Consider the following 24,363-nt stretch of genomic DNA (forward strand, 5'->3'; position numbering starts at 1 on the left):
CCGGCCATACCCCGGGCCCTTCATGCGAAAAGCCCCGCATGACTCGCATCGCGGGGCCACTACCGGACACCCCGGCGGCCGAAGCCGACGAGGCGGGCGCACGGCAAGGTGCGCCTGACCGGGACCCATCGGCCTTCCGCTCCGTGAGGAGCGCGGCCGATCAGGTGGGAGTGACCTCCGCTTGCGCGCCCGGCGCCTTCGCGCCAGGCCAGTCAACGCTTAAAGATATCAGCTTTCGGGCGCCACGTCGAAAACGCGCACCTCGAACGCCGCGGTCACCGGCACCGGCTCGGCGAGCGCCTCGACGCGCTTCCGCAGGGCCTCCGGGTCGGCGTGCCAGGCGCTGGGGCCCATGGCCACGAGGGCGGCGACCTCGGACCGCGTCAGCCGCAGCGGAAGCTCCAGCGGCCACGTGCCGGCCGCGCGGAACCGCCCGCCGAGGGTGTCCGCGACGCGCTCGGCCTTGCGCGGGTCGACGGTGAGCAGTTCGAGCGGGCCGATCAGCTCCCGCAGGTGGCGTGCGGCCGGGGTGACGACGATGAGCACGCCGTCCGGCCGGAGCACCCGGTGGAACTCCTCGGCGTTGCGCGGGGCGAAGACGTCCAGCAGCACCCCCACCGTACCGGTGCGAACGGGCAACGGACGCCAGACGTCCCAGGTCAGGGCGCCGATGCGCGGGTGGGCGCGTGCGGCGCGCCGCAGCGCGTGCTTGGACAGGTCCAGCGCGACGCCCGGCCGCCCCGGCAGCCGGTCGAGCACCGCCCGCAGGTGGTGGCCGGTGCCCGCCCCGGCGTCCAGGACGCAACCGCCGGCCGGGGCGCGCTCCGCGGCCCGCTCGGCGACCAGCTCGGCGAGCGGCGCGTAGTGGCCGCCGTCGAGGAACTCCGCGCGGGCGGCGACCATGGCCGCGGTGTCGGCGGTGCCCGTACGGACGTTGCCGGTCAGCAGCCCGGCGTACCCCTGCCGGGCGAGGTCGAAGGCGTGCCCGGCCGGGCAGCGCAGGGCCCTCCGGTCGAGCGTCAGGCCGTCGCCGCAGACGGGGCAGCGCAGGAAGGGGACGACGTCGGCGAGCATCCGCTAGGCGCCGGAACGGCGGGCGATCTCGGCCAGGCCCGCGGCGCGCATCGCCTCGACCGGCACGTCCGTGGCCCCGGTCATCAGCTCCACCTGGCGTACCGCCTGGTGCAGGAGCATGGTGAAGCCGTCGGCGATCACGCCCCCCGCCTCGCGCACGGCCTGGGCCGCCTGAGTCGGCCACGGCGCGTAGACGACGTCGAACAGCGCTCCGGTGGCCCGGGCGATCGTCTCGGCGTACGGGTCGGCGGCGCCGGCGGGCAGAGTGGAGATCACCAGGTCGGTGTCGGGCAGCGGCTCGGCGAAGGTGCGTACGGTCACGCCCACGCCGAGCCGGGACGCGGCGGCCACCGCCTCGGCCGCCCGGCCGGGATCGCGGGCCACCAGCATCGCCTTGTGCACGCCCAGCTCGCGCAGGGCCGCGAGGGCCGAGCACGCGGTCGCACCGGCACCGAGCACCACCGCCGAGCCCGGCGCGGGCACGCCGGCCTCGGCCAGCGCGGTCACGATGCCGTACACGTCCGTGTTGAAGCCACGCCGCCGGCCCGCCTCGAACACGACGGTGTTCGCGCCGCCGACCGCGCGGGCGAGGTCGGAGACCTCGTCCAGGAGCGGCAGGACGACGCGTTTCAGCGGCATGGTCAGCGACAGGCCCGCCCACGGCCGGCCGAGCACCTCGGGCAGGTCGCCCTCGCGGCACTCGATCGCGTCGTAGGTCCAGCCGAGGCCGAGCGCGGCGTAGGCGGCCCGGTGGAGCGCCGGCGACAGCGAGTGCGCGATCGGCGCGCCGAGAACGGCGGCCCGGGTCATCCGTGCCTCAGATTCTGCTGGAGTTCCTGGCGGAACCGCTGGAACTCGGAGTAGCTGTCGGTGAACTTGGTGATGTGATGGGTCGGGTCGGTCGTCACGAAGTACTTCCACGGGCCCTTCGCGGGTTCGAGCACGGCCCGCATGGCCTCCTCGCCGGGGTTGCAGATCGCACCGGGCGGCAGGCCGGGACGGGCGTAGGTGTTGTACGGGCTCGTCGACTTCAGGTCGTTGCCGCTGGCGACGATGCCGTACTTGCCCAGGCCGTACATGACCGTGCTGTCGAGCTGGAGCTTGTGCATCCACGGCTCCGAGCTGTGGAGGCGGTTCTCGATCACGCGGGCGACCTTCGGCATGTCCTCGGTCGTGCCGCTCTCGGCCTGCACCAGGCTCGCGGCCACCACGACGTCGTGCGGCGACATGTGGACGCGCTTGGCCTCGCTCTCCAGGTCGATGTCGTCGGCGGCCTTCTTGAACTGGTCGACCATCGCGCGCAGCACCTGAGTCGCGGTGGCCTTCGGCGAAGGGTCATACGTGAAGGGGTAGAGGTAACCCTCGATCTGCCCGTGTGCGTACGACGGGAGGCCGAGCGCCTTGGTGTTCTGGGCGGCGCGCTGGAAGTTCTTGAGCGGGATGTGGGTGCGCTTGGCCAGGGTGGCCAGCACCTCGGAGGCGCGCTTGCCCTCGGGGAAGGTGACCCGTCCGGTTCGTGACGCGGGGCTGAGCAGCAGCGCGAGGGCCGCCCGGGCGGACATGTGGAGCTTCAGCTGGTAGTAGCCCGGCTGGATGCTGGTGGCCTTGGGGTCGTCCTTGGCGATCTTGTAGAAGGCGCTGCTGGACTTGACGACGTCGGCCTGCTCCAGGCGGCCGCCCATCTGCCGTACGGAGTCGCCGTCCTGGATCTGGACGGTGACCGAGCCGGTGCCCCCGCCCTTGTAGTCCGGCGGGTTGAGGAAGCCGCTCAGTGCCGTGAAGCCGACGTATCCGCCGCCGCCCACGACCGCGACGAGGAAGAGGATCGCCACGATGGGCGCGAGCCTGCGGCCCCGGCGGCTCTTCTTACGGCGGCGGCCGCGACGGCCGCGATGGCCGCCACGGCGTCCGGCCGACTCGGTGCGGGCCGAGCGCTGGCGCTCGGCGAGCTGCCGGAGAAAGTCAAGATCCGCATCACTCATGTGTCCCCCCGGACAATCTCCCCAGGTGGACGGCCCGTCAAGCGTTCGGCGTCAAGTGCGGCCTGCAAGATCACGGCAGCGGCGGCCTGGTCGACGACCTTGCGGCGCGCCTGCCCGTGCACGCCGCGCTCGCGCAGGCCGCTCTCGGCGGTGACCGTCGTGAGCCGCTCGTCGAACAGGCGTACGGACCCCGGAGGCAGGCGCCGGGCGATGCGGGCGGCGAACCGCCGCGCCTCCCCCGCGGCCGGGCCCTCACGGCCCGACAGCGAGGTCGGCAGGCCGACGATCACCTCGACGGCCTCGTTCTCGGCGGCGAGGGCGACGATGCGGTCGATGTCGCCCTTGCCGTTGCGTACGGTCTCCAGGGGGGAGGCGAGGATGCCGCCCGGATCGCTCCGGGCGACGCCGATGCGGACGCTCCCCGCGTCGACTCCGAGGCGGACACCGCGTCTCACGCGCTGCTCCTGCCCCGGGTCGTTCACGGGGCCTCCTCCGTCGCCCCGGCGAACCGGCCCCGGTGCCGGCCGCTCCGCTTCCTCACGAGCCCTCCCTCGCCGAAGGCGCGACCAGGCGCACGCGCATACCGCTCCGCTCAGTCACGAGTCCTCCTTCGTCGGACGAAGGACCGGGCGCACGCGCTTACCGGCTCGCTCGCTCACTGGCTCCCCACAGCTCGGCGGACGGCGGCCAGAGCCTCCCCGATCGCCTCGGGGTTGGCTCCTCCGCCCTGGGCGAGGTCGTCCTTGCCGCCGCCTCCGCCGCCGAGGGCCTTGGCGGCGACGCCGACCAGGGCTCCGGCGCGCAGGCCGCGGGCGCGACCCTCGTCGCTGACCGCCACGACCACGACCGGCCGGTCCTTGGGCACACCGGCCACGATCACGACGCTCGGCCGGCCGGTGAGGCGGCCGCGCACGTCCACGGCGAGCCGTCGCAGGTCGTCCGCGCCGACGCCGCCGGGAGCCCGGTGGGAGACGAAGGCGACGCCGCCGACGTCCTGGGCGCCTCCGGCGAGCTCACCGGCGATCTCCAGGACCTGGCGGGAGCGGATCCGCTCCAGCTCCTTCTCGGCCTCGCGGAGCCGCGTGACGAGCCCGGAGACGCGCTCGGGCAGGTCTTCGCGGGGGGTCTTGAGCTGCTCGGCGAGCTGGGCGACCAGGACGTTCTCGCGCGCCAGGAACTTGAACGCGTCGATGCCGACGAGCGCCTCGACGCGGCGCACGCCCGCGCCGATCGACTGCTCGCCCAGGACCTTGATCAGGCCCAGCTGGCCCGAGCGGGCGACGTGGGTGCCGCCGCACAGCTCGCGGGAGTAGTCACCGATCTCCACGACCCGGACCTCGGAGCCGTACTTCTCTCCGAAGAGGGCCAGCGCGCCCATCTTGCGCGCCTCGTCGATGGGGTGCACCGAGGCGTGCACGCCCAGGTCGTCGATGAGGGTGGCGTTGACCTCGGCCTCGACGTCGCGCAGGACGCTCGGCGGAACGGCCCCGGCGGCGGTGAAGTCGAACCGGAACCGGCCCGGGGCGTTCTCCGAGCCGGCCTGGGCGGCGGACTCGCCGAGGGCGTTGCGGAAGCCGCGGTGCACCATGTGGGTCGCGGTGTGCGAGCGGGAGATCGCCCGGCGCCGCTCCACGTCGATCTGGGCGAACGCGGTGTCACCGGCCTGGGCCTCGCCGCGGCGCACCCGGCCACGGTGCACGACGAGGCCGGTCAGCGGCGTCTGGACGTCGAGGACCTCGATCTCGGCGCCACTGGACAGCTTGATGGTGCCCTGGTCGGCGAGCTGGCCGCCGCCCTCGGCGTAGAACGGGGTGCGGTCGAGCACGACCTCGACCTCGGTGCCCTCCCCCGCCGACGGGACGTTCGCGCCGCCCACGAGCAGCCCGACCACGCGGGCCTCCGCCTCGACCGCGTCGTAGCCGGTGAAGGTGACCGTGCCGGCGCGTTCGAGCATCTCGCCGAGGACCGACACGTCGAGGTTGCCGGTCTTCTTGGCGGCGGCGTCGGCCTTGGCGCGCTGCCGCTGCTCGTCCATCAGCCGGCGGAACTCGGTCTCGTCGACGGACAGTCCCTGCTCGGCCGCCATCTCCAGGGTCAGGTCGATGGGGAAGCCGTAGGTGTCGTGGAGCGTGAACGCCTGAGCCCCGGACACGACCGTGTCCTTGCGGCGTTTGGTCTCCTCGACGGAGGCGTCGAAGATCGCCGTACCGGTGCGGAGAGTGGCGAGGAAGGACTGTTCCTCGGCGTCGATGACCGTGTGGATGTGCGCCGCGTCGGCCCGCAGGCTCGGGAAGGTCTCGCCCATCCCCTCGATCGCCGCGTCGGTGAGCTCGTGCAGGTAACGCTCGTCGCCGGCGCCGAGCAGCCGGAGGTGGCGAATGCTGCGGCGCAGGATACGGCGCAGGACGTAGCCCCGGCCCTCGTTGGAGGGCACGACGCCGTCGCCGACCATCATCGTGCCGCTGCGCATGTGGTCGGCGACCACCCGCAGCGAGACGTCGTTGCGGGTGTCACGGCCGTACTTGGTCTTGGTCAGGTCGGCGGCCAGGTCGAGGATCCGCCACATGGTGTCGACCTCGTAGATGTTGTCGACGCCCTGGAGGATCGCCGCCATGCGCTCCAGGCCCATGCCGGTGTCGATGTTCTTGGCCGGCAGCGGGCCCTGCACGTCGAAGTCGACCTTGCTGCGCACCGTGCTGAGCTGGTACTGCATGAAGACGAGGTTCCAGACCTCGAGGTAGCGGTCCTCGTCCGCGACCGGGCCGCCCTCCTTGCCGTACTCCGGACCGCGGTCGTAGTAGATCTCCGAACAGGGTCCGCCGGGGCCCGGCACGCCCATGTTCCAGTAGTTGTCCGCGAGGCCGCGCCGCTGGATGCGCTCCTCGGGCAGGCCCACCTTGTCCCGCCAGATACTGAAGGCCTCGTCGTCGTCCTGGTAGACGGTCGCCCAGAGCCGGTCCTCCGGGAAGCCGAAGCCTCCGTCGGCCTCGGAGGAGGTCAGCAACTCCCAGGCGTAGGGAATCGCCAGCTCCTTGAAGTAGTCCCCGAAGGAGAAGTTGCCGAGCATCTGGAAGAACGTCGCGTGCCGCGTGGTCTTGCCGACCTCGTCGATGTCGGGTGTGCGGATGCACTTCTGCACGCTCGTGGCCCGCTGGTAGGGCGGTTTACGCTGCCCCAGGAAGTAGGGCTTGAAGGGCACCATGCCCGCGTTGACCAGCAGCAGTGTGGGGTCCTCGGCGATCAGGCTGGCCGAGGGCACCACTTCGTGCCCGCGCTCTTCGAAGAAGCGGAGGAAACGGCGGGCGATCTCTGCCGACTCCATCTCAGTGGTGGTCCTTGTCTGTTTCGGTTGGCGCGTCGAGTCCGAGCGCGTCACGCAACTCGTCCTCGCGTGCGTGCATGGCGGTGCGAACGTCGTCGGTGAAGTCGCGTACGGTCTGGCCGACTCCGGAGGCCTGGTGAACGAGCGCCTGGGGTGTCAGGGCACGCATGAGACGCTTGAGCCGGAATGCGGCCCAGGCGCCCAGGCTGCCGCCCAGGACGAGCCAGAACAGCCGGCGGATCATCGCTTGCCGTCCTGGTTGCGCGCACCGATGGCCTTACGGACACCATAGGAGAAGGCGGCCGCTTTCACGAGCGGACCGCCGACCACCGAGGTGACCGTCGTCGTGACCGCCGCGGCGTTCTGCGTGACGCTGCCGACGCTCTTGGTTATCAGGTCGACCCGGTCCAGTTGCTCACCTGCCCGCGTGACCGTGCTGGTCATGTCGTCCAGCAGCGGCCCGGCCTGCTCGCCGATGTCGGCGACCATCTTGGTCGCCTCCTTCAGCAGCCTGGCCAGTCTCAGCAGGACGAAGGCGAGGAAGGCAACGAGAATCGCCCAGAAAACGGCCACGATCAGGCCGGCCACCTGTCCGCCACTCAGCATCGGCTCCCTCTCCTTCTGTCGTCGGAGAACCTGGTCGGACAGACCATACCGTCCCCCTCACCTCGGCGGAGGCCACGCGAACCGACGTGTCCGCCCGCAGGGCGCCCGGAAGCGCCGTTCCGGCGGCGGAGGCGCGGCCTCTCACCGGCCCGCACCCGGAGCGGCGCGTCGCGCTCCGATCATGCCCGAGCCGAGGTCAGGAGCGGCCGCCACCCCCAGGGCACCGCGGCACGGTGTGCGCGTCCGGACGGTCCGTCAGGCCGGAACGTCGAGTTCGCCGGTGGCGAGGAACCGCTCGATGGCGGCGGTGTAGGCGGAGCCGTCGAGGCCGGGCGGCCGTCCGGCGTCCCCCTGGATCACCACGACCTCACCGCGGCGGCCCTCGGCGCGCATCTCGGCGATCAGCCGCCAGGCGGCCCACAGGCAGGTGCCGGTCGAGGCGCCGGCGGCGATCCCGGTGTGTTCGCGCAGCCAGGCCAGCGCGCCGGCGCTCGCGGCGTCCGGCACGGGGATCACGAGGTCCACCGCGGACGGCAGGAAGCCGGGCTCCATGCGCGGGCGGCCGATGCCCTCGACCCGTGAAGGCATGCCGGTCGCGTAGTCCGTCGCGCCGCTCGCCCATCCGGGGAAGTACGCGGAGTTCTCCGGGTCGGCGACCGCGAGCCTCGTCTCGTGGCCGTGATGGCGCAGGAACCGGCCGATCGTCGCGGACGTCGCGCCGGTGCCCGCGCCGGTCACGATCCATCGCGGCGGGCTCCCGAGATCGGCGAGGATCTCGGCGGCGATGTTGCCGCCGCGCCAGTCGATCACCTGTGCGGCGACCGCGAAGTGATCGAGGTGGAAGCCTCCGGTGCCGGCGGCCAGCCGCCGCGCCTCGTCGTAGATCGCGGCCGGCGGATCGTACGGGTGTACGCGCCCGCCCGCGGCCTCGATCGCGGCGATCCGGTCCTCGCGCGTGCGGCGCGGTACGACCGCCACGAAGTCCAGGCCGAGCATGCGGGCGAAGTGCGCGCCGGCCACGGCGGCGGGCCCGGCGGTGGCCACGACCACGGTGGTGCCCTCGGTGATCTGCCCGGCCGCCAGCGCCTGGACGTACGCCGCCGCCAGCAGCCGGTGCTTGACGCTGCCGGTGGGCTGCGCGGACTCGTCCTTCAGCGACAGTCCGACGCCCCACTCCGGAGGCGTCGGCACGGTCCGCAGGGGCGTCGCGGCCACGTCGCGTTCGATCCGGGCGATGCCGGCGGCCGCCCACTCCCGTGTCGATCCCACCGTCCGTAGCGTAGCCGCGTCCCGCTCGGGGCGGCGGCACGCGAACCGTCGTCGGGGTCAGCCCTGGCGTCCGCCGCGCAGGACGGCGCGGAGGCGTTCGACGACCTCGGAGAAGCGGGACTCCATGCCGTGCTTGGTCGGGTGGTAGTAGTCGCGGCCCGCGACGGCGTCCGGGGCGTAGCGCTGCTCGACCACGCCGCCCGGGAAGTCGTGGGCGTACTGGTAGCCCTTGCCGTGGTCGATCTTGCTCGCGCCCTTGTAGTGCGCGTCGCGCAGGTGGGCCGGGACCGGGCCGACCAGGCCGCGCCGGACGTCCGCGCTCGCCTCGTTGATCGCGCGGATGACGGCGTTGGACTTGGGCGCCAGCGACAGGTGGATGACGGCCTGCGCGAGGTTGATGCGGGCCTCGGGCAGGCCGACGAACTCCACCGCGTGCGCGGCGGCGGTCGCGGTCTGCAGCGCGGTCGGGTCGGCCATGCCGATGTCCTCGCTGGCGTGCACGATGAGGCGCCGCGCGATGAACCGGGGGTCCTCCCCCGCCTCGATCATGCGGGCCAGGTAGTGCAGGGCGGCGTCGACGTCGGATCCGCGGATGCTCTTGATGAACGCGCTGATGACGTCGTAGTGCTGGTCGCCCTCGCGGTCGTAGCGGACCGCGGCCCGGTCGACGGCCTTTTCCAGGACGTCGACGTCGATCGGCTCGTGGCCCGCGACGTAGGAGGCGGCCTCCAGGTAGGTCAGCGCCCGGCGCGCGTCGCCGCCCGCCAGGCGTACGAGATGGTCCTCGGCGGGCTCGGTGAGGCTCGTGGCACCGGCCAGGCCACGTGCGTCGGCCAGGGCGCGGCGGATCACCTCGCGGAGCTGGTCGTCGCCCAGCGGCTCCAGCGTCAGCAGCAGCGAACGCGACAGCAGCGGGCTGATCACCGAGAAGAAGGGATTTTCGGTGGTGGCGCCGATGAAGGAGACCCAGCGGTTCTCCACGGCGGGGAGCAGGGCGTCCTGCTGGGCCTTGTTGAACCGGTGGACCTCGTCGACGAACAGCACGGTCTGCCGTCCCCGCATGCCGAGCTCCCGCTTGGCCTGGTCGATGGCGGCCCGGACCTGCTTGACGCCGTCGGAGACCGCGGAGACCTCCACGAAGCGCCGCTCGGTGGCCTGGCTGACGACGTAGGCGAGCGTCGTCTTACCGGTGCCCGGCGGGCCCCACAGGACCAGCGACATGGCGACGTCGCGCTCGACCAGTTGGCGCAGTGGCGTACCCGGCCCGAGCAGGTGCTCCTGGCCGACCACCTCGTCGAGGCCGCGTGGCCGCATGCGGACCGCCAGCGGCGCGTTGGCCTGCTCGGCCTCCTCCGCCTGTGTGTCGAAAAGGCTGTCGGCCTGCTCATCGTCCCTGCGCGCCACGGTGCCGACACTATCCGCCCGCGGGGACATCGCGGGCACGCGCCGGACGGCCTGGCGGCAGGCCCGGTGCGCCGGAGCGTAAGAGCCCGCGCGGATAGGGGCAGTCCCTATCCGCGTGGGCTCTAAGAGCGGGACACTCCTTACGCTGAGGGCCATGCCCTCCTGGTCCCCCTGTTCGATTCCAGAGCTCCTCGACCTCACCGGCCACGATCCCCTCATCCGCGGCACGCGCGGCGCCGGCCGCGGGCCCGCCTGGCGCGGCGCCGACGGCCGCGCCGTCGCCTTCACCGGCTACGACGTGGAGGATCGCATCCGCTCTCTGGTCGCGCTGGGCCCGCCGGACGAGACGGCGGAACTGGTCGCGGCGGTGCACGGCGAGCTGCCCGAGGGCATCCGGGTGATCGTGCCGCGCGGCACGCCGCTCCCGCTGAGCCGGCCGAGCGACTGGAACTTCCGCGCCGCCTACGGCACTCCCCCGCCGCAGCCGGCCGAGGCGGCGGTCGGCTGGTGCGACGACGAGGACGCCGTCACCGAGCTTCTGACGCTGGTCAGCCCCGGCACGTCGGCGTGGCCGGGCGACCCGAAGGTGCGCCGCTGGGCCGGCGTCCGGCGGGACGGACGGCTGCTGGCGTGCCTGGCCGACACGACCGCCGCCGACGGCGTCGGCCACGTGTCGGCGATCGCGGTCCACCCCGAGGCGCGCGGCCGCGGGCTGGGGCCGTCGATCACGGCATGGGCGATGCGCCGGATGTTCGCCGCGGGGTGCGACGTGGTGACGCTCGGCGTCTACGCCGACAACGCGGTCGGCCTGCGGATGTACGACCGCCTGGGCTTCACCGTCGACCGGGCGCTGACCACCGGGCTCATGAAGCGCCCGGCCTGAGCCCCCTTCCGGCTCGGAGGCCGGGGCAGGCTCGTGGGAGCCGCGCCGGCCTCGCGTACGGCCTGCGCCTCGCGTACGGCCCGGGCCTCACGTGCGGCCCGGGCCTCGTGGGCGGCCTCGGAGCCCTCACGCCGGGACCCCGGCGGGCCGTCGAAGACCGCCCGAAGCCCTCGCCCCTCACGGGACGAGGGCTCCCCGGCGGTCGCTCAGTAGCGCTCCTCGGAGGGGCGGACGATGTGGCCGGGCTCGTTCGGCGGGTTCGCCGGTGCCTCCGGCCGGGCGTCCACGCCCGCCTCCTTGCGCTGCTCCGGCGTGATCGGCGTCGGCGCGCCGGTGAGCGGGTCATAGCCCGAGGCCGCCTTCGGGAAGGCGATCACGTCGCGGATCGTGTCGCGGCCCGCGAGCAGCATGACGACGCGGTCCCAGCCGAAGGCGATCCCGCCGTGCGGCGGCGGGCCGTACTTGAACGCCTCCAGCAGGTAGCCGAACTTCGTCTCGGCCTCCTCGCGCTCCAGGCCGAGGGTCTCGAACACCCGCTGCTGCATCTCGCCGCGGTGGATACGGATCGAGCCGCCGCCGATCTCGTTGCCGTTGCAGACGATGTCGTACGCACTGGCGAGAGCCTCGCCGGGCTTGTCGTGGAACGAGTCGGCCCACTCCGGCTTGGGCGAGGTGAAGGGGTGGTGCACGGCCGTCCAGCCGCCCTCGTCGGTCTCCTCGAACATCGGGGCGTCGACCACCCAGGTGAACGCCCACGCGGACTCGTCGATCAGCCCGCAGCGGCGGCCGATCTCCAGGCGGGCGGCACCGAGGAGCTCCTGCGTGGCGTGCGGCTTGCCGGCGCCGAAGAACACCGCGTCGCCGGGCGAGGCGCCGACCTCGGCCACCAGGCCCTCGCGCTCGGTCTCCGACAGGTTCTTGGCGACCGGGCCGCCGAGCGTGCCGTCCTCCTGGACGAGGACGTACGCCAGGCCCTTCGCGCCGCGCGCCTTGGCCCAGTCCTGCCAGCCGTCCAGCTCCTTGCGGGTCTGGGACGCGCCGCCCGGCATGACGACCGCACCGACGTACGGGGCCTGGAAGACCCGGAACGGCGTGTCCTTGAAGTACGCCGTCATCTCGACCAGCTCGTTGCCGAACCGCAGGTCCGGCTTGTCCGAGCCGTAGCGGCTCATCGCGTCGGCGTAGGTGATGCGCGGGATCGGCCGCGGGATCTCATAGCCCGCGACCTCGCTCCACAGGCGTCCGACGAGGTCCTCGGCGACCTTGAGGACGTCCTCCTGCTCGACGAAGGACATCTCAATGTCGATCTGGGTGAACTCCGGCTGCCGGTCGGCGCGGAAGTCCTCGTCGCGGTAGCAGCGGGCGAGCTGGTAGTAGCGCTCCATCCCCGCCACCATGAGCAGCTGCTTGTACAGCTGCGGCGACTGGGGCAGGGCGTACCAGTGACCCGGTTTGAGGCGTACGGGGACCAGGAAGTCGCGCGCGCCCTCCGGGGTGGAACTGGTGAAGGTCGGCGTCTCGACGTTGACGAACCCGTGCTCGCGCAGGACGTCGTGGACGATGAAGGAGCCCTGGGACCGGACGCGCAGCGCCCGGGCGAGCGTGTCGCGGCGGATGTCGAGGTAGCGGTGCTTGAGCCGCACCTCCTCGTTGACGTTGACGTCCGCCTCGATCGGGAACGGCAGCGGCGCCGCCTCGCTCAGCACCTCGATGTCGGACGCGACGACCTCGACGTCGCCGGTCGGGAGCTCGGGGTTCTCGTTGCCGGCGGGCCGTACGCGGACCTCACCGGTGATCTTGACGCAGAACTCCGCGCGCAGGTCGTGGGCGGTGTCCTCTTCACGGAAGACGACCTGTGCGATGCCGGACGCGTCGCGCAGGTCGATGAACGTGACGCCTCCGTGGTCGCGGCGGCGCGCGACCCAGCCGGCGAGCACCACCTGCTGTCCTGCGTGCTCACGGCGGAGCGACCCCGCCTCGTGCGAGCGAATCATGACTGGGAAAGCCTCTCTTTCAACGTCGTGACGATCTCGTCGAGCGGCACGGCGACCTGGTCGCCGCTGGCCAGGTCCTTCACCTGAGCGGACCCGGCGGCGATATCTCGCTCGCCGAGGATCACGGCGTACGCCGCCCCGGACCGGTCGGCGCCCCGCATGGCGCCCTTGAGCTTCTTGCCGTCGTAGGACATGTCGGCGGCGATCCCGGCCCGGCGCAGGGCGGCGACGAGGCCGAAGATCCTGCGCTGCGCCTCCTCGCCGAGCGGCACGCCGTACACGGTGACGCCCGCGGCGGACGCCGCCGCGGTCTCCTCGGCCTCCATCGCCAGCACCGTACGGTCGAGGCCCAGGCCGAACCCGATGCCCGGCAGCGGCGGCCCGCCGATGTCCTCCGACAGCCCGTCGTAGCGTCCACCGCCGCCGATGCCGGACTGGGCGCCGAGCAGCGGGTGGTCGAACTCGTACGTGGTGCGCGTGTAGTAGTCGAGGCCGCGGACGAGGCGCGCGTCGTCGACCCACGGGATGTCCAGGTCGGCGAGCAGCTCGCGGACCTTGTCGTGGTGGGCCTTGCAGGCGCCGCACAGGTAGTCGGTGACCACAGGCGCGGCCTCCACCTGGGCCCGCACCTCGGGACGCTTGTCGTCCAGCACCCGCAGCGGGTTGATCTCGATGCGGGCGCGGGTGGCCCCGTCGAGGTCGAGCCCGCGCAGGAACTCCTGCAGCGCCGCGCGGTACACCGGACGGCACTCGCGGCAGCCGAGGGAGTTGAGGTGCAGGGTGTGCCGGGTGAGGCCCAGCTCGCGGTACCAGTCCCAGGCGAGCGCGATCGTCTCGACGTCGACGGCCGGGTCCTCCGAGCCGATCGCCTCCAGGTCGACCTGGTAGAACTGCCGGTAACGGCCGTGTTGCGGCTGCTCGGCCCGGAACGCGGGCCCGGTGGCCCAGACCTTGACCGGCAGCTCTCCCCGGTGCAGGTTGTGCTGGAGCACCGACCGCAGCACACCCACGGTGAACTCCGGACGCAGGGTGAGTGAGCGCCCACCGCGGTCCTCGAAGGTGTACATCTCCTTGGAGACGACGTCGGTCGACTCCCCCACGCCGCGCGAGAACAGCGACGTGTCCTCGAACACCGGCAGCTCCAGGTAGGAGTAGCCGGCGCGCGTCGCCACCGCGGCGAACGCGTCACGCGCGGCGAGGTAGATCGCCGAGCGCGGCGGAACGTACTCATTGACCCCCTTGGGGGCCTGGAAGTTCGAGCTCATCTGTCTGCTTAGAGTCCCCTGTGCGGGCCGTCGAGCGGAGCGATCTCCTTGAGGAACGGGTTGGTGGCCCGCTCGCGGCCGATGGTGGTCTGAGCGCCGTGCCCGGGCAGCACGGCGGTCTCGTCCGGCAGCGGCAGGCATACCCGCGCCAGACTGTCCATGATCGTGGCGTAGTCGCCGCCCGGCAGGTCCGTACGTCCGATGGAGCCGGCGAACAGCAGGTCGCCGGAGAACATCACGGGCTCGGCGGCGAGCCGGAACGTCACCGAGCCCGGTGTATGGCCGGGCGCGTGGTCGACGACGAAGTCCAGGCCCGCGAGCGTCAGGGTGTCGCCGTCGCCGAGCTCACGCACGTCGTCCGGCTCGCTGAACGTCAGGCCGCCGAGGAGCTGGCCGGCGACCTGCGGCGGAAAGCCCTTCGCCGGGTCGGACAGCATGTCACGGTCGTCCGGGTGGATGTAGGCGGGCACGTCACGGGCGCCGCAGACCGGGGCGACGGACCACACGTGGTCGATGTGGCCGTGCGTGAGCGCCACCGCGACCGGCTTGAGCCGGTGCTCGCGCAACACGTCGTACACCATCGCCTCGGCGTCCTGACCGGGATCGATGATCACGCACTCCTCCCCGGCCTCGGGCGCCACGACATAACAGTTCGTCGCGAAGGACCCCGCGGGGAAGGTGGCGATGAGCACGGTCATCCTCTCTGACTGCTACCGGCGAGATCGAGCGTACCGGCGGTACGCGCGCCATCGCGAACGACATAGTGCCGTCTCAGTCAACGTGCCGCCTCGCGGGGAGGTGAAATTGACCCGCCGGTTGTGCCGCCGCCCCGCCTCGAGAGCCAGGACGCCACGCGGATCTCCGACCGTCGGTGTGCCGATCCGGCGGGCGACCGCCCAGTCGATGACGGTCTTGGCGGCCTCGTGCTGGGCTTGGCGTACTCGCCGCTGGTGACGGCCTTCGAGTTCGCGTTGCCGAGCCCATTCGGGCCCGGCCACCGCGAACGGGTGAATCACGCCTGGGTCGACTCCCGCGACCCGCTCGGGATCCGGTTGCCGGTCTGGTGAATAGGCCGCGATGGGGACTTCGGCGGTGACATCGACGAACAACCGGCCACACTCGGCCACCAACGTCACCGACCGCACCTGCTCGGCCGGGTAGGGAACCGGCCGGTCCAACCGCACCAACAACGGCGCGCTCCCACGACCTACCGGCAGGCGCAGCCTCTCCAGGGTGAACGTGCCGTGGTGGTAACGCACCGGCATCAACCCGGACCCGCCGCCGACAGCTCCCGGCACAAGTCCTGATGGCCCGCTACCGGCCGTAGCCTCCGCTGACGTCGCCATCGGTTCACGTTTAGAACACACGCCCACACATCCCCCGCCGAGACCAGCAAGCCGTAACAACGGTGGCGCTGCGCGGGAGTCAGCCGCAGGCCGACCCGGGCGGTCCGCAGCACCACCCGTCCAGCACCATTACGTCGAGGCACCGGATGATTACAGCACGTGCCCATGGCAGAACGAGCCACATCGCGCCTCCACCGGGCACAGGCCGCCGTTGACCACCATGCGTCTGGGCGACTACATCACCCGAGCACGCACAAACCCGCGACGTGAGAACCCGACACTCGCGTTCGCCGCCTCAACGCCGAGGCCCTAGCGTGAGAGGGGCGGAGCACGTCCGATGTTCGGCCGGTTTGGGCGCCTCTGCGGTGCGGGGCCGAAAATACCGGCCGGGACCGCTACGATGCGCAACACGTTTCCCAGTTCACGACGCGAATCGATGAGGTGCGACACCGGTGGCGGGTAAAGACCGCAAGAGGGAGCTGGCCCGGCTGCGTTACGAGCGCCAGCAGCAGCGCCGGGCGATCCGGCAGGCCAGGGCCCGGCGGATGAAGATCATCGGCACGGTGGTCGCCGTCGTGGTGGTCGCCGGGGGCAGTGGGGCCATCGCGTTCGCGATGAACGGCCCGGCGAAGAAGGACAAGACCTCTGCCGCCTCCACGCCCACCGCGGCGCCGAGCGTTTCGGCCAAGCCCGGGGAGTGCGCCTACCAGCCCCTGCCCGCCGAGGCGGCGACGAGCGCCAAGGACGTCGGCAAGCCCCCGGTGAAGCCGGTCAAGGGCACGTACAAGATGACGATCAATACGAGCCTCGGCACGATCACCGCCAAGCTCGACGGCAGCAAGGCCGCGTGCACCGTCAACTCGTTCAAGTATCTGGCGAGCAAGAAATTCTTCAACAACACTAAATGTCATCGCCTTGTCACTGAGGGTATCAAGGTGTTGCAATGCGGTGACCCGACCGGCACCGGAACGGGCGGTCCCGCGTACGGCTTCGGCAATGAGAACGTCCCGAAGGCCGGCAAGTCCGGGCAGGCGACCTACAAGCGCGGCGTCATCGCGATGGCGCACAGCAGCGCTCCGAACAGCAACGGAAGCCAGTTCTTCATCGTCTACGGCGATTCGCCGCTGCCCGCCGACTACACCGTCTTCGGTGAGATCACCAAGGGAATGGACGTCGTCGACTCCGTCGCGAAGGCGGGCGCCGAGCCGGCCGACCAGAGCGGGAACACCGCCCCAAAGAAGAAAATCGAAATAAAAGACCTCACCGTCGCGAAGATGTAGCAATGCGATTGGCTAGGGTGGCCAGCGGGAGCGCTTCTCCCATGGACGTCATCATGGTGGGCCCGGTGCGTGAGGGGACGCCCCGGGCTCTGACACAGGAGGCAGCGGTGTGCAGCGCCACCGAATCCTTGGGTATCCCTCGCCGTACGCGCGGGGACGTCGTGCCGGCCACGAGGCGGCCCGCGATGGCCACGCCTCACACCGGGGAGGCCCGCGATGACCACTGACCCCTGGGGTCGGGTCGACGAGAACGGCACCGTCTACGTCCGCACGGCGGCCGGGGAACGCACCGTCGGTTCGTGGCAGGCGGGAGCGCCCGAGGAGGCCCTGGCCTACTTCCGCCGCAAGTACGACGCCCTCGTCACCGAGGTCGACCTCCTCGAGCAGCGGATCCGGACCACCGACCTGGCGGCCTCCCAGGCCGAGCACACCATCGCCCGGCTCCGCGAGGCCGTGGCCGAGGCCCACGCGGTCGGCGACCTCGACGGCCTGAGCCGGCGGCTCGACGCGCTGTCCGCACTGGTCGGAGAGCGCCGTGAGCAGATCAAGGTCGCCCGGGACCAGGCGCGCGTGCAGGCCCGCGAGATCAAGGAGCGCATCGTCGCCGAGGCGGAGCGGATCGCGGCCGAGGAGACGCACTGGAAGAACGGCGGTGAACGCCTGCGCCAGCTCGTGGAGGAGTGGAAGGCCGCCGAGCGCGTCGACCGTCCCACGGAGACGGCGCTGTGGAAGCGGTTGTCCTCGGCGCGCAACGCCTTCACCAAGCGCCGCAAGGCCTACTTCTCCAACCTCGAGGTGGAGCGCGAGCACGCCCGCGCGGAGAAGGAACGGCTGGTCCTCGACGCCGAGGCCATGGTCGGCTCCACCGACTGGGGGCCCACCGCCGCGGCGTACCGCGAGCTGATGCGCCAGTGGAAGATGGCCGGCCGCGCCTCCCGCGACGCCGAAGAGGAGCTGTGGGCGCGGTTCAAGGGCGCCCAGGACACCTTCTTCTCCGCCCGGTCCGCGGTGTTCGCCGAGCGCGACGCGGAGTTCCGTGAGCACGCCGAGGCCAAGGAGAAGCTCCTCACCGAGGCGGAGCGGCTGCTGCCCGTACGCGACGTTCGCGCCACACGGCAGGCCCTGCGCTCGATTCAGGAGCGCTGGGAGGCCATCGGCATGGTTCCCCGCGACTCGCGCGAGCGGCTCGAGGGACGGCTCCGCAAGATCGAGGAGGCGGTCCGCACCGCCGAGGAGTCGGAGTGGCGGCGCACCAACCCGGAGGCGCGGGCCCGCGCCGAGGCGACGGTCGCGCAGCTGCGGTCCTCCATCGAGCAGCTCGAGACGCGCCTGGAGAAGGCGCGGAGCGCCGGCCGTGACAAGGACGTCAAGGACGCCGAGGAGGCCCTGACCGCCCGCCGCGCCTGGCTCGCCGAGGCCGAGCACACCCTGTCCGAGCTGTCCTGACCCACGAGCCATCGACGGGGCGGATCCGGAGCCTTCGGGCCGGGTCCGCCTCGCGCTTTCCGCGGGCTCCTCGAACGATCGGCGAGAGCGCCGGTCAGCTGGTGACGCGGTAGACGTCGTAGACGCCGTCCACCGAGCGGACCGCCCTGAGCACGTGCCCGAGGTGCTTCGGGTCGCCCATCTCGAAGCTGAACCGGCTCACCGCCACCCGCTCGCGGTTGGTCGCCACGGACGCGGACAGGATGTTGACGTGCTGGTCCGACAGCACGCGCGTGACGTCGGACAGCAGTCGCGGCCGGTCGAGCGCCTCGACCTGGATGGCCACCAGGAAGACCGAGTCCTCCCCCGGCGACCACTTCACGTCGACCATGCGGTCGGGCTGGGTCTGGAGGTTCGCCACGTTGACGCAGTCGACGCGGTGTACCGAGACGCCGTTGCCCCGCGTGACGAAGCCGACGATCTCATCGCCGGGCACCGGCGTGCAGCACCGCGACAGGCGCACCCACACGTCCGGGTCGCCGGCCACGACCACGCCCGGGTCGCCCGCCGGGCGGGAGCGGCGCTTGCGGGTCGGAATCGCGGTCTCGGCCAGGTCTTCCGCGGTGTCGCCGCCGAGGACGTCGACGAGCTTGCGGACGATGTTCTGGGCCGAGACGTGGCTCTCTCCGATGGCCGCGTACAGCGCGGACACGTCGGCGTAGTGCATGTCGTGCGCGAGGGTCAGCAGCGCCTCGCCGGACAGCATGCGCTGGAGCGGGAGGTTCTGCTTGCGCATCGCGCGGGCCAGGGACTCCTTGCCCTGCTCGATGGCGCTCTCGCGGCGCTCCTTGGAGAACCAGTGCTTGATCTTGTTGCGGGCGCGGGCGCTCTTGACGAAGTTGAGCCAGTCGCGGCTCGGCCCGGCGTCCGGCGACTTGGAGGTGAAGATCTCCACCGTGTCGCCGTTGTCGAGGGTCGACTCCAGCGGGACGAGGCGGCCGTTGACGCGGGCGCCGATCGTGCGGTGGCCGACCTCGGTGTGGATCGCGTACGCGAAGTCGACCGGCGTCGCGCCCTGGGGCAGCGCGAGGACCTGGCCCTTGGGCGTGAAGACGAAGACCTCCGAGACCGACAGGTCGAAGCGCAGCGACTCCAGGAACTCCGCCGGGTCGGTGGTCTCCTTCTGCCAGTCGAGGAGCTGGCGCAGCCAGGCCATGTCGCCCGCCTTGCCGGTGGAGGCGCCGCCGTCGCCGACGGTCTCCTCCTTGTACTTCCAGTGCGCCGCGATGCCGTACTCGGCGCGGTTGTGCATGGCCCGCGTACGGATCTGCAGCTCGACCGGCTTGCCCTCCGGGCCGATCACCGTGGTGTGCAGCGACTGGTACATGTTGAACTTCGGCATCGCGATGTAGTCCTTGAACCGGCCGGGAACGGGGTTCCATCGCGCGTGGATCGTGCCGAGGGCGGCGTAGCAGTCGCGGACCGTATCGACGAGCACCCGGATGCCGACGAGGTCGTAGATGTCCTCGAAGCTCAGCTCGCGGGCGATCATCTTCTGGTAGATCGAGTAGTAGTGCTTCGGGCGGCCCTTGACGGTCGCCTTGAGCTTGGCCTCGCGCAGGTCGCGGGAGACGTGCTGGATGACGTCCTGGAGGTAGACGTCGCGGCGCGGGGCCCGCTCGGACACCAGGCGGGCGATCTCGTCGAACCGCTTGGGGTAGAGCGTCTGGAAGGCGAGGTCCTCCAGCTCCCACTTGAGGGTGTTCATGCCGAGCCGGTGCGCGAGCGGTGCGAAGATCTCCAGCGTCTCGCGGGCCTTGCGCTCCTGCTTGTGCCGCGGCAGGTAGCGCAGGGTGCGCATGTTGTGCAGGCGGTCGGCCAGCTTGATCACGAGGACCCGGATGTCACGCGACATCGCGACGACCATCTTGCGGACCGTCTCGGCCTCGGCGGCCTCGCCGTACTTGACCTTGTCGAGCTTGGTCACCCCGTCGACCAGGGCGGCGATCACGTCGCCGAAGTCGGTGCGGAGCTGGTCGAGGGTGTAGGTGGTGTCCTCGACCGTGTCGTGCAGGAGGGCGGCGCACAGCGTCTCGGTGTTCATGCCGAGCTCGGCCAGGATCGTGGCCACGGCGAGCGGGTGCGTGATGTACGGGTCGCCGCTCTTGCGTTTCTGGTCGCGGTGATGGTGCGCCGCGACGTCGTAGGCGCGCTCGACGAGACGCACGTCCGCCTTGGGATGTGTGTTCCGGAGCGTCTTGATCAGAGGTTCGAGTACAGGATTCATGGTGGGTCCACGCTGAGCGCCGAGCCGGGCCAACCGCCGGCGCACCCGGGCGGCCGATGGCGCGGCCGGACTCGAGGGAGTCCTCGAGGGGGTCCGATCGCCCTCCTCCGGGGCTGAAGCGGCCGTGCTGTCGGGTGCCGGCAACGTGTGGGGGTTGATGCGTGGTGTCAGCGCGGCATCGGACGCCGCGTCGGTAGACACCACCTCACCGCGCACCCAGCCTCCCCATGCCTGCGTCGGAACACCAGTTTAGCGGCAGCTGAATTCCAGTCGGTGCCGATCCACCATTCCGGACCGAACACCGGTGAGCGGTGGATGTCCGGATCACCGCCGACCCTGCCCCCACGCCAACGGTACCTGGGTCCTCACGAGCACCGATGCGCCCATCCGTACCGCGCCGGGTCCACGGCTCAAGGTGCCCTCACACCGACCGGAACCCCTGTCACCGCCGCGGATGTTCGCACGGGCCGCGGATCGCGCCGACGTCGCTCTGACGCCCTGGCAGCGCCGCCTCAGACGGTCACCAGGGCGTGCACGTCGAGGTCGGGCAGCCGGTCGCGGCCGCCCAGGAAGCCGAGCTCCATCAGGACCGAGATCCCGGCGACCTCCGCGCCGGTGCGGCCGATGAGCGCGGCGGTGGCCTTGGCCGTGCCGCCCGTCGCCAGAACGTCGTCGACGATCAGGACCTGCTCCCCCGGCGCGAAGGCGTCCTTGTGCACCTCGATCGTCTCGCTGCCGTACTCCAGGTCGTAGTTCTCCGCGTACGTGGCGGACGGCAGCTTGCCCTGCTTGCGGATCGGGACGAAACCGGCGCCGAAGTGGTACGCCACGGGGGCGGCGACGATGAAGCCGCGTGCCTCGATGCCGGCCACCTTGTCGATCGTGCCGCGGCCGTAGTGAGCGACGATGGCGTCGACGACGGCCGCGAAGGCGGTGTGGTCGGCGAGCAGCGGGGTGATGTCCTTGAACATCACCCCCGGCTTGGGATAGTCGGGGACGTCCCTGATGCGATCATTGATCATCTGCGTCAGGTCGACGGGTCGCCTGGTCACGATCCTCCTTGGGCAGCACTTGCCGAACCCGGCGCGTGGAGTTCTGGGAGAGCCCGCGCGGCTTCGTCCGTGCGGGCTCTGACGGACGCATCGGACACCGTACACGCTTCGGCGGGCGGTACCTCCGATAGTGGGAGATACCGCCCGCCGAATGTCGCGATCGGTACGGCGGGTCAGCGCTTCTTCTTGCCGCTCGGGTGTCCCTTGGAGCCGGTACGGCGCGGCTGCTGCCGCGGCCCCTGCTGGACGAGCCGGATGCCGGCGCCGACCGGGGTGGTCGCGTCGGTCGTCTCCTCGCCCGGGACCGTGTCCTGCGGCTCGCTCTCCGGCCCGTCGTCGGCTGCCTTGGCCGGGCTCTCGGCGTTCGCCGCGCGGGACTTCCGCTTGGCGCTGCCGGCCTTGCTGCGCACCTTCTGGGCGAGCTCCCGGTACTTTTGCTGGCGCTCCTGCAGGTCGGCCAGGATCGGCGTCGCGATGCAGATCGAGGAGTACGCACCGGCCAGCATGCCGACGAACAGCACGAGCGCCAGGTCCTTGAGCGTGCCCGCACCCATCACGCCGGCGCCGATGAACAGCAGGCCCGCCACGGGCAGCAGGGCGATCACCGAGGTGTTGATCGACCGGACCAGGGTCTGGTTCAGACCGAGGTTGGCCGCCTGGCTGTAGGTCATGCTCTTGGTCGTGAGCAGCGGGCGGGTGTTCTCGCGGACCTTGTCGAAGACCACGACGGTGTCATAGAGCGAGTAACCGAGGATGGTCAGCAGGCCGACCACCGACGACGGCGTCACCTCGAACTGCACGAGCGAGTAGACGCCGATCGTGATCAGGATGTCGTGCGCGAGCGCGATCAACGCCGCGACCGCCATGCGCCACTCGAAGGCGATGGACAGGTAGATGATGATCGCGATCAGGAAGATGACCAGACCCTGAAGCGCCTTCTTGGAGATGTCCTTACCCCAGCTCGCGCCGACCGACTGCGGGCTGACGTCGTCGGGCTTGGGCAACCCGAACCTGTGCTGGACCGTCTCCTGCACCTTCGTCACCTGAGCGGAGGTGAGGCTCTCGGTCTGCACGCGCCAGCCGGTGCCGGTCTTCTGGACGATGGGGTCCTCCTTGACGACCCCGGAGGCCTCGACCGCCGACCGCGCGTCCGACGTCGTGGTGCCCGGCTTGCTCGGGAACTGGAAGACGGTGCCGCCCTTGAACTCGACACCGAAGTTCAGGCCGAGGGTCAGCAGCGAGATGACGCTGATGACCAGGATGAGGCCGGAGATGGAGTACCAGAGCTTCTGCCGCCCCACGAAGTTGAGGGAGATCTCCCCTCGGTGGAGCCGGCCGCCGATGGTGCCCAGGCGTGACATCAGGCCTCCTTGGCGCTGGCCGGGCGGACCTTGGTCCGCTTGCTGACTCCCAGTGTGGACGGATCGAGTCCGGACCACCGGTGGCCACGCCCGAAGAACTTCGTGCGGGCCAACATCGTGACGAGCGGCTTGGTGAAGAAGAACACCACCACCACGTCGATGAGGGTGGTCAGGCCCAGCGTGAACGCGAAGCCCTTGACCCCGCCGATGGCGAACCAGTAAAGCAGCAGCGCGGCGATGAACGACACCGCGTCCGCCACGATGATCGTACGCCGGGCGCGGTGCCATCCGCGCTCAACCGCCGTACGCAGGCTGCGTCCTTCCCGGACCTCGTCGCGCAATCGTTCGAAGAAGACCACGAACGAGTCGGCCGTGATGCCGATCGCGACGATCGCGCCGGCGATGCCGGCGAGCGACATCCGGAAGTCGATGAACTTGCCGAGCAGCACCACCGACTCATAGGTCAGGATGCCCGCGACGATCAGGCTGGAGATCGCGACGAAGCCCAGGCCCCGGTAGTAGAGCAGGCAGTAGAGCACGACGAGACCGAGGCCGATCGCGCCCGCGATCAGGCCGGCGCTCAGCTGGTCCTTGCCCAGCGTGGCCGACACCGACTCGATCGAGCTCTGGTTGAACTTCAGCGGCAGCGCGCCGTACTTGAGCACGTTGGCCAGGTCGGTGGCGTCCTGCTGGGTGAACTGGCCCTCGATCGAAGCGTTGCCGGAGGTGATGGCCTCCTTGACGCTCGGCCAGGAGTAGACGGTGCCGTCGAGCACGATCGCGAAGTGGTTGCGCGTGTTGCTCTCGCCCAGCGCCGCGGCCTTGGACGTGAAGTCGGCGAACGTCTTGGTGGCGGCGCCGTTGAGGTCGAGGCTGACGGTCCACTGGACCCGGCCGTTCTGCGGGTCCGGCGCCAGCGCCTGCGCCTTGGTGACCTGCTCACCGGAGATCTGCGCCGGCGCCAGGATGAACTTGTAGTCGCTCTTGTGCGTCTTGGGGTCGGGCCGGGCGCACACCGCGACCTGCTTGCCCGGATTCAGCGTCTGGCCCTGGCCGACGTCGTTGCCCGTGCAGGTGAGCTTGCTGAACTGCGTCTTGACCGCCGGGTCGACGCCCGTGAAGTCCTCGCCCCCCGCCTGCTGCTGTTGCTGGAGCTGCTGCAACTGCTGGAGCTGCTCGGGGGTGAGCGACTGCGAGGCGCTCGGCTTGGGCGTGGCCTTGCCGGTGGCCTTGCCCGACGGCGTGCCCGACGGCTTCGGCGTGCCGGTCAGGGCCTGGGCGAGCGCCCGGCCCTTCGGCGAGGGACTCGTGGACGCCTTGGCGCTCGCCGACGGTGAGCCGGACGCCTTGGACGACGGCTTGGGCGAGCCGGACGTCTTGCCCGTGGGCGTCGGGCTGGGCGTGGACGTCGGCTGCGGGACGCCGACCGGCTCGGCCACCATCACCTGGCGGAACTCCAGCTTGGCGGTGGTGCCGATGAGCTTGACGACCCGCTCCTGTCCCTGACCGGGGACCTGGACGACGATGACGTTGTTGCCCTGCTTGGTCACCTCGGCCTCGGAGACGCCCAGGCTGTTCACGCGCTCGCGCATGATGTTGATCGCCTGGGCCATCTCGGAGTCGCCGATCTTCGCGCCGGGTCGCGAGGGCTCCGCCGTGAGCGTCACGGTGGTGCCACCGGCCAGGTCGAGAGCCAGCTTGGGCGTCTTTTGGCCCTGCCAGAACATCAGGCCCACCAGGGCAGCGGCGATCACGAACAGCGCGAGGAGCACGCGCCCTGGTCTCGAAACGTTTCTGTTTGGCGGAGCCACGG

At 71.1% G+C, this 24,363-nt stretch carries 20 protein-coding genes; 3 read left to right on the forward strand and 17 right to left on the reverse strand.

Going from position 1 to position 24,363, the window contains the following annotated elements:
• Positions 1-228: 228 nt before the first annotated feature.
• The 9 genes from ABEA10_RS46195 to ABEA10_RS46235 all read right to left on the reverse strand — a co-directional run bounded on the left by ABEA10_RS46195 (position 229) and on the right by ABEA10_RS46235 (position 9,657).
• Positions 229-1,074: a putative RNA methyltransferase gene (locus ABEA10_RS46195; RefSeq protein WP_345475062.1), complete on the reverse strand. Its 846-nt coding sequence runs from the start codon at positions 1,072-1,074 to the stop codon at positions 229-231.
• A 3-nt stretch (positions 1,075-1,077) separates the two neighbouring features.
• Entirely contained in the window at positions 1,078-1,884 is an 807-nt protein-coding gene (locus ABEA10_RS46200; RefSeq protein WP_345475063.1) for a shikimate dehydrogenase, read from the reverse strand.
• Complete coding sequence (mltG, locus tag ABEA10_RS46205; protein WP_345475064.1) at positions 1,881-3,056, reverse strand: endolytic transglycosylase MltG; 1,176 nt, start codon at positions 3,054-3,056, stop codon at positions 1,881-1,883. Before mltG ends, ABEA10_RS46200 begins: the two co-directional genes overlap by 4 nt.
• Positions 3,053-3,511: a Holliday junction resolvase RuvX gene (ruvX, locus tag ABEA10_RS46210; RefSeq protein ID WP_345475211.1), complete on the reverse strand. Its 459-nt coding sequence runs from the start codon at positions 3,509-3,511 to the stop codon at positions 3,053-3,055. Before ruvX ends, mltG begins: the two co-directional genes overlap by 4 nt.
• A 200-nt stretch (positions 3,512-3,711) precedes the next feature.
• Positions 3,712-6,378: an alanine--tRNA ligase gene (alaS, locus tag ABEA10_RS46215; protein WP_345475065.1), complete on the reverse strand. Its 2,667-nt coding sequence runs from the start codon at positions 6,376-6,378 to the stop codon at positions 3,712-3,714.
• 1 nt (position 6,379) lies between these two features.
• Positions 6,380-6,622: a DUF6167 family protein gene (locus ABEA10_RS46220; RefSeq protein ID WP_329261815.1), complete on the reverse strand. Its 243-nt coding sequence runs from the start codon at positions 6,620-6,622 to the stop codon at positions 6,380-6,382.
• The gene (locus tag ABEA10_RS46225; protein WP_329261812.1) at positions 6,619-6,984 is read right to left on the reverse strand and encodes a DUF948 domain-containing protein; all 366 of its coding nucleotides are present in this window, start codon (positions 6,982-6,984) and stop codon (positions 6,619-6,621) included. Before ABEA10_RS46225 ends, ABEA10_RS46220 begins: the two co-directional genes overlap by 4 nt.
• 255 nt (positions 6,985-7,239) lie before the next feature.
• Positions 7,240-8,253, reverse strand: coding sequence for a PLP-dependent cysteine synthase family protein (locus tag ABEA10_RS46230; protein WP_345475066.1), 1,014 nt, complete (start codon positions 8,251-8,253; stop codon positions 7,240-7,242).
• Positions 8,254-8,310: 57 nt separating this feature from the next.
• Positions 8,311-9,657 (reverse strand): replication-associated recombination protein A, encoded by a 1,347-nt coding sequence (locus ABEA10_RS46235; RefSeq protein WP_425551052.1) that lies wholly within the window; start codon positions 9,655-9,657, stop codon positions 8,311-8,313.
• Positions 9,658-9,811: 154 nt separating this feature from the next.
• On the opposite strand from ABEA10_RS46235, the gene ABEA10_RS46240 reads away from it, so the two are divergent.
• Positions 9,812-10,540 (forward strand): GNAT family N-acetyltransferase, encoded by a 729-nt coding sequence (locus ABEA10_RS46240; protein WP_345475067.1) that lies wholly within the window; start codon positions 9,812-9,814, stop codon positions 10,538-10,540.
• Between the two features lie 206 nt (positions 10,541-10,746).
• Here the strand turns inward: ABEA10_RS46240 and aspS are convergent, their stop codons facing one another.
• The 4 genes from aspS to ABEA10_RS46260 are packed head-to-tail and all read right to left on the reverse strand — an operon-like array spanning position 10,747 to position 15,064.
• Positions 10,747-12,534, reverse strand: a complete 1,788-nt coding sequence (gene aspS / locus ABEA10_RS46245; protein ID WP_345475068.1) for an aspartate--tRNA ligase — start codon at positions 12,532-12,534, stop codon at positions 10,747-10,749.
• Positions 12,531-13,799, reverse strand: a complete 1,269-nt coding sequence (gene hisS, locus ABEA10_RS46250) for a histidine--tRNA ligase (RefSeq protein WP_345475069.1) — start codon at positions 13,797-13,799, stop codon at positions 12,531-12,533. The genes aspS and hisS overlap by 4 nt, the downstream gene beginning before the upstream one ends.
• An 8-nt stretch (positions 13,800-13,807) precedes the next feature.
• Positions 13,808-14,491, reverse strand: a complete 684-nt coding sequence (locus ABEA10_RS46255) for an MBL fold metallo-hydrolase (RefSeq protein ID WP_345475213.1) — start codon at positions 14,489-14,491, stop codon at positions 13,808-13,810.
• An 18-nt stretch (positions 14,492-14,509) separates the two neighbouring features.
• A complete protein-coding gene (locus ABEA10_RS46260) occupies positions 14,510-15,064 on the reverse strand; it encodes a hypothetical protein (RefSeq protein WP_345475070.1) in 555 nt (184 codons plus the stop codon).
• 626 nt (positions 15,065-15,690) lie between these two features.
• Between ABEA10_RS46260 and ABEA10_RS46265 the strand changes: the two genes are divergently transcribed.
• On the forward strand, positions 15,691-16,425 hold the full coding sequence (locus tag ABEA10_RS46265) for a peptidylprolyl isomerase (protein ID WP_345475071.1): 735 nt from the start codon (positions 15,691-15,693) through the stop codon (positions 16,423-16,425).
• Between the two features lie 216 nt (positions 16,426-16,641).
• Positions 16,642-17,871: a DUF349 domain-containing protein gene (locus ABEA10_RS46270; protein WP_345475072.1), complete on the forward strand. Its 1,230-nt coding sequence runs from the start codon at positions 16,642-16,644 to the stop codon at positions 17,869-17,871.
• 94 nt (positions 17,872-17,965) lie between these two features.
• On the opposite strand, the gene ABEA10_RS46275 is transcribed toward ABEA10_RS46270, so the two are convergent.
• From ABEA10_RS46275 to secD, 4 genes are all read right to left on the reverse strand, one after another.
• Positions 17,966-20,137 (reverse strand): RelA/SpoT family protein, encoded by a 2,172-nt coding sequence (locus ABEA10_RS46275; protein ID WP_345475073.1) that lies wholly within the window; start codon positions 20,135-20,137, stop codon positions 17,966-17,968.
• Between the two features lie 512 nt (positions 20,138-20,649).
• Positions 20,650-21,159 (reverse strand): adenine phosphoribosyltransferase, encoded by a 510-nt coding sequence (locus ABEA10_RS46280; RefSeq protein WP_345475214.1) that lies wholly within the window; start codon positions 21,157-21,159, stop codon positions 20,650-20,652.
• 203 nt (positions 21,160-21,362) lie between these two features.
• Complete coding sequence (secF, locus tag ABEA10_RS46285) at positions 21,363-22,550, reverse strand: protein translocase subunit SecF (RefSeq protein WP_345475074.1); 1,188 nt, start codon at positions 22,548-22,550, stop codon at positions 21,363-21,365.
• The gene (secD, locus tag ABEA10_RS46290; protein WP_345475075.1) at positions 22,550-24,322 is read right to left on the reverse strand and encodes a protein translocase subunit SecD; all 1,773 of its coding nucleotides are present in this window, start codon (positions 24,320-24,322) and stop codon (positions 22,550-22,552) included. Before secD ends, secF begins: the two co-directional genes overlap by 1 nt.
• Between the last annotated feature and the right edge of the window lie 41 nt (positions 24,323-24,363).

This window comes from Actinoallomurus oryzae (genome assembly GCF_039541955.1).
Classification (GTDB): domain Bacteria; phylum Actinomycetota; class Actinomycetes; order Streptosporangiales; family Streptosporangiaceae; genus Actinoallomurus; species Actinoallomurus oryzae.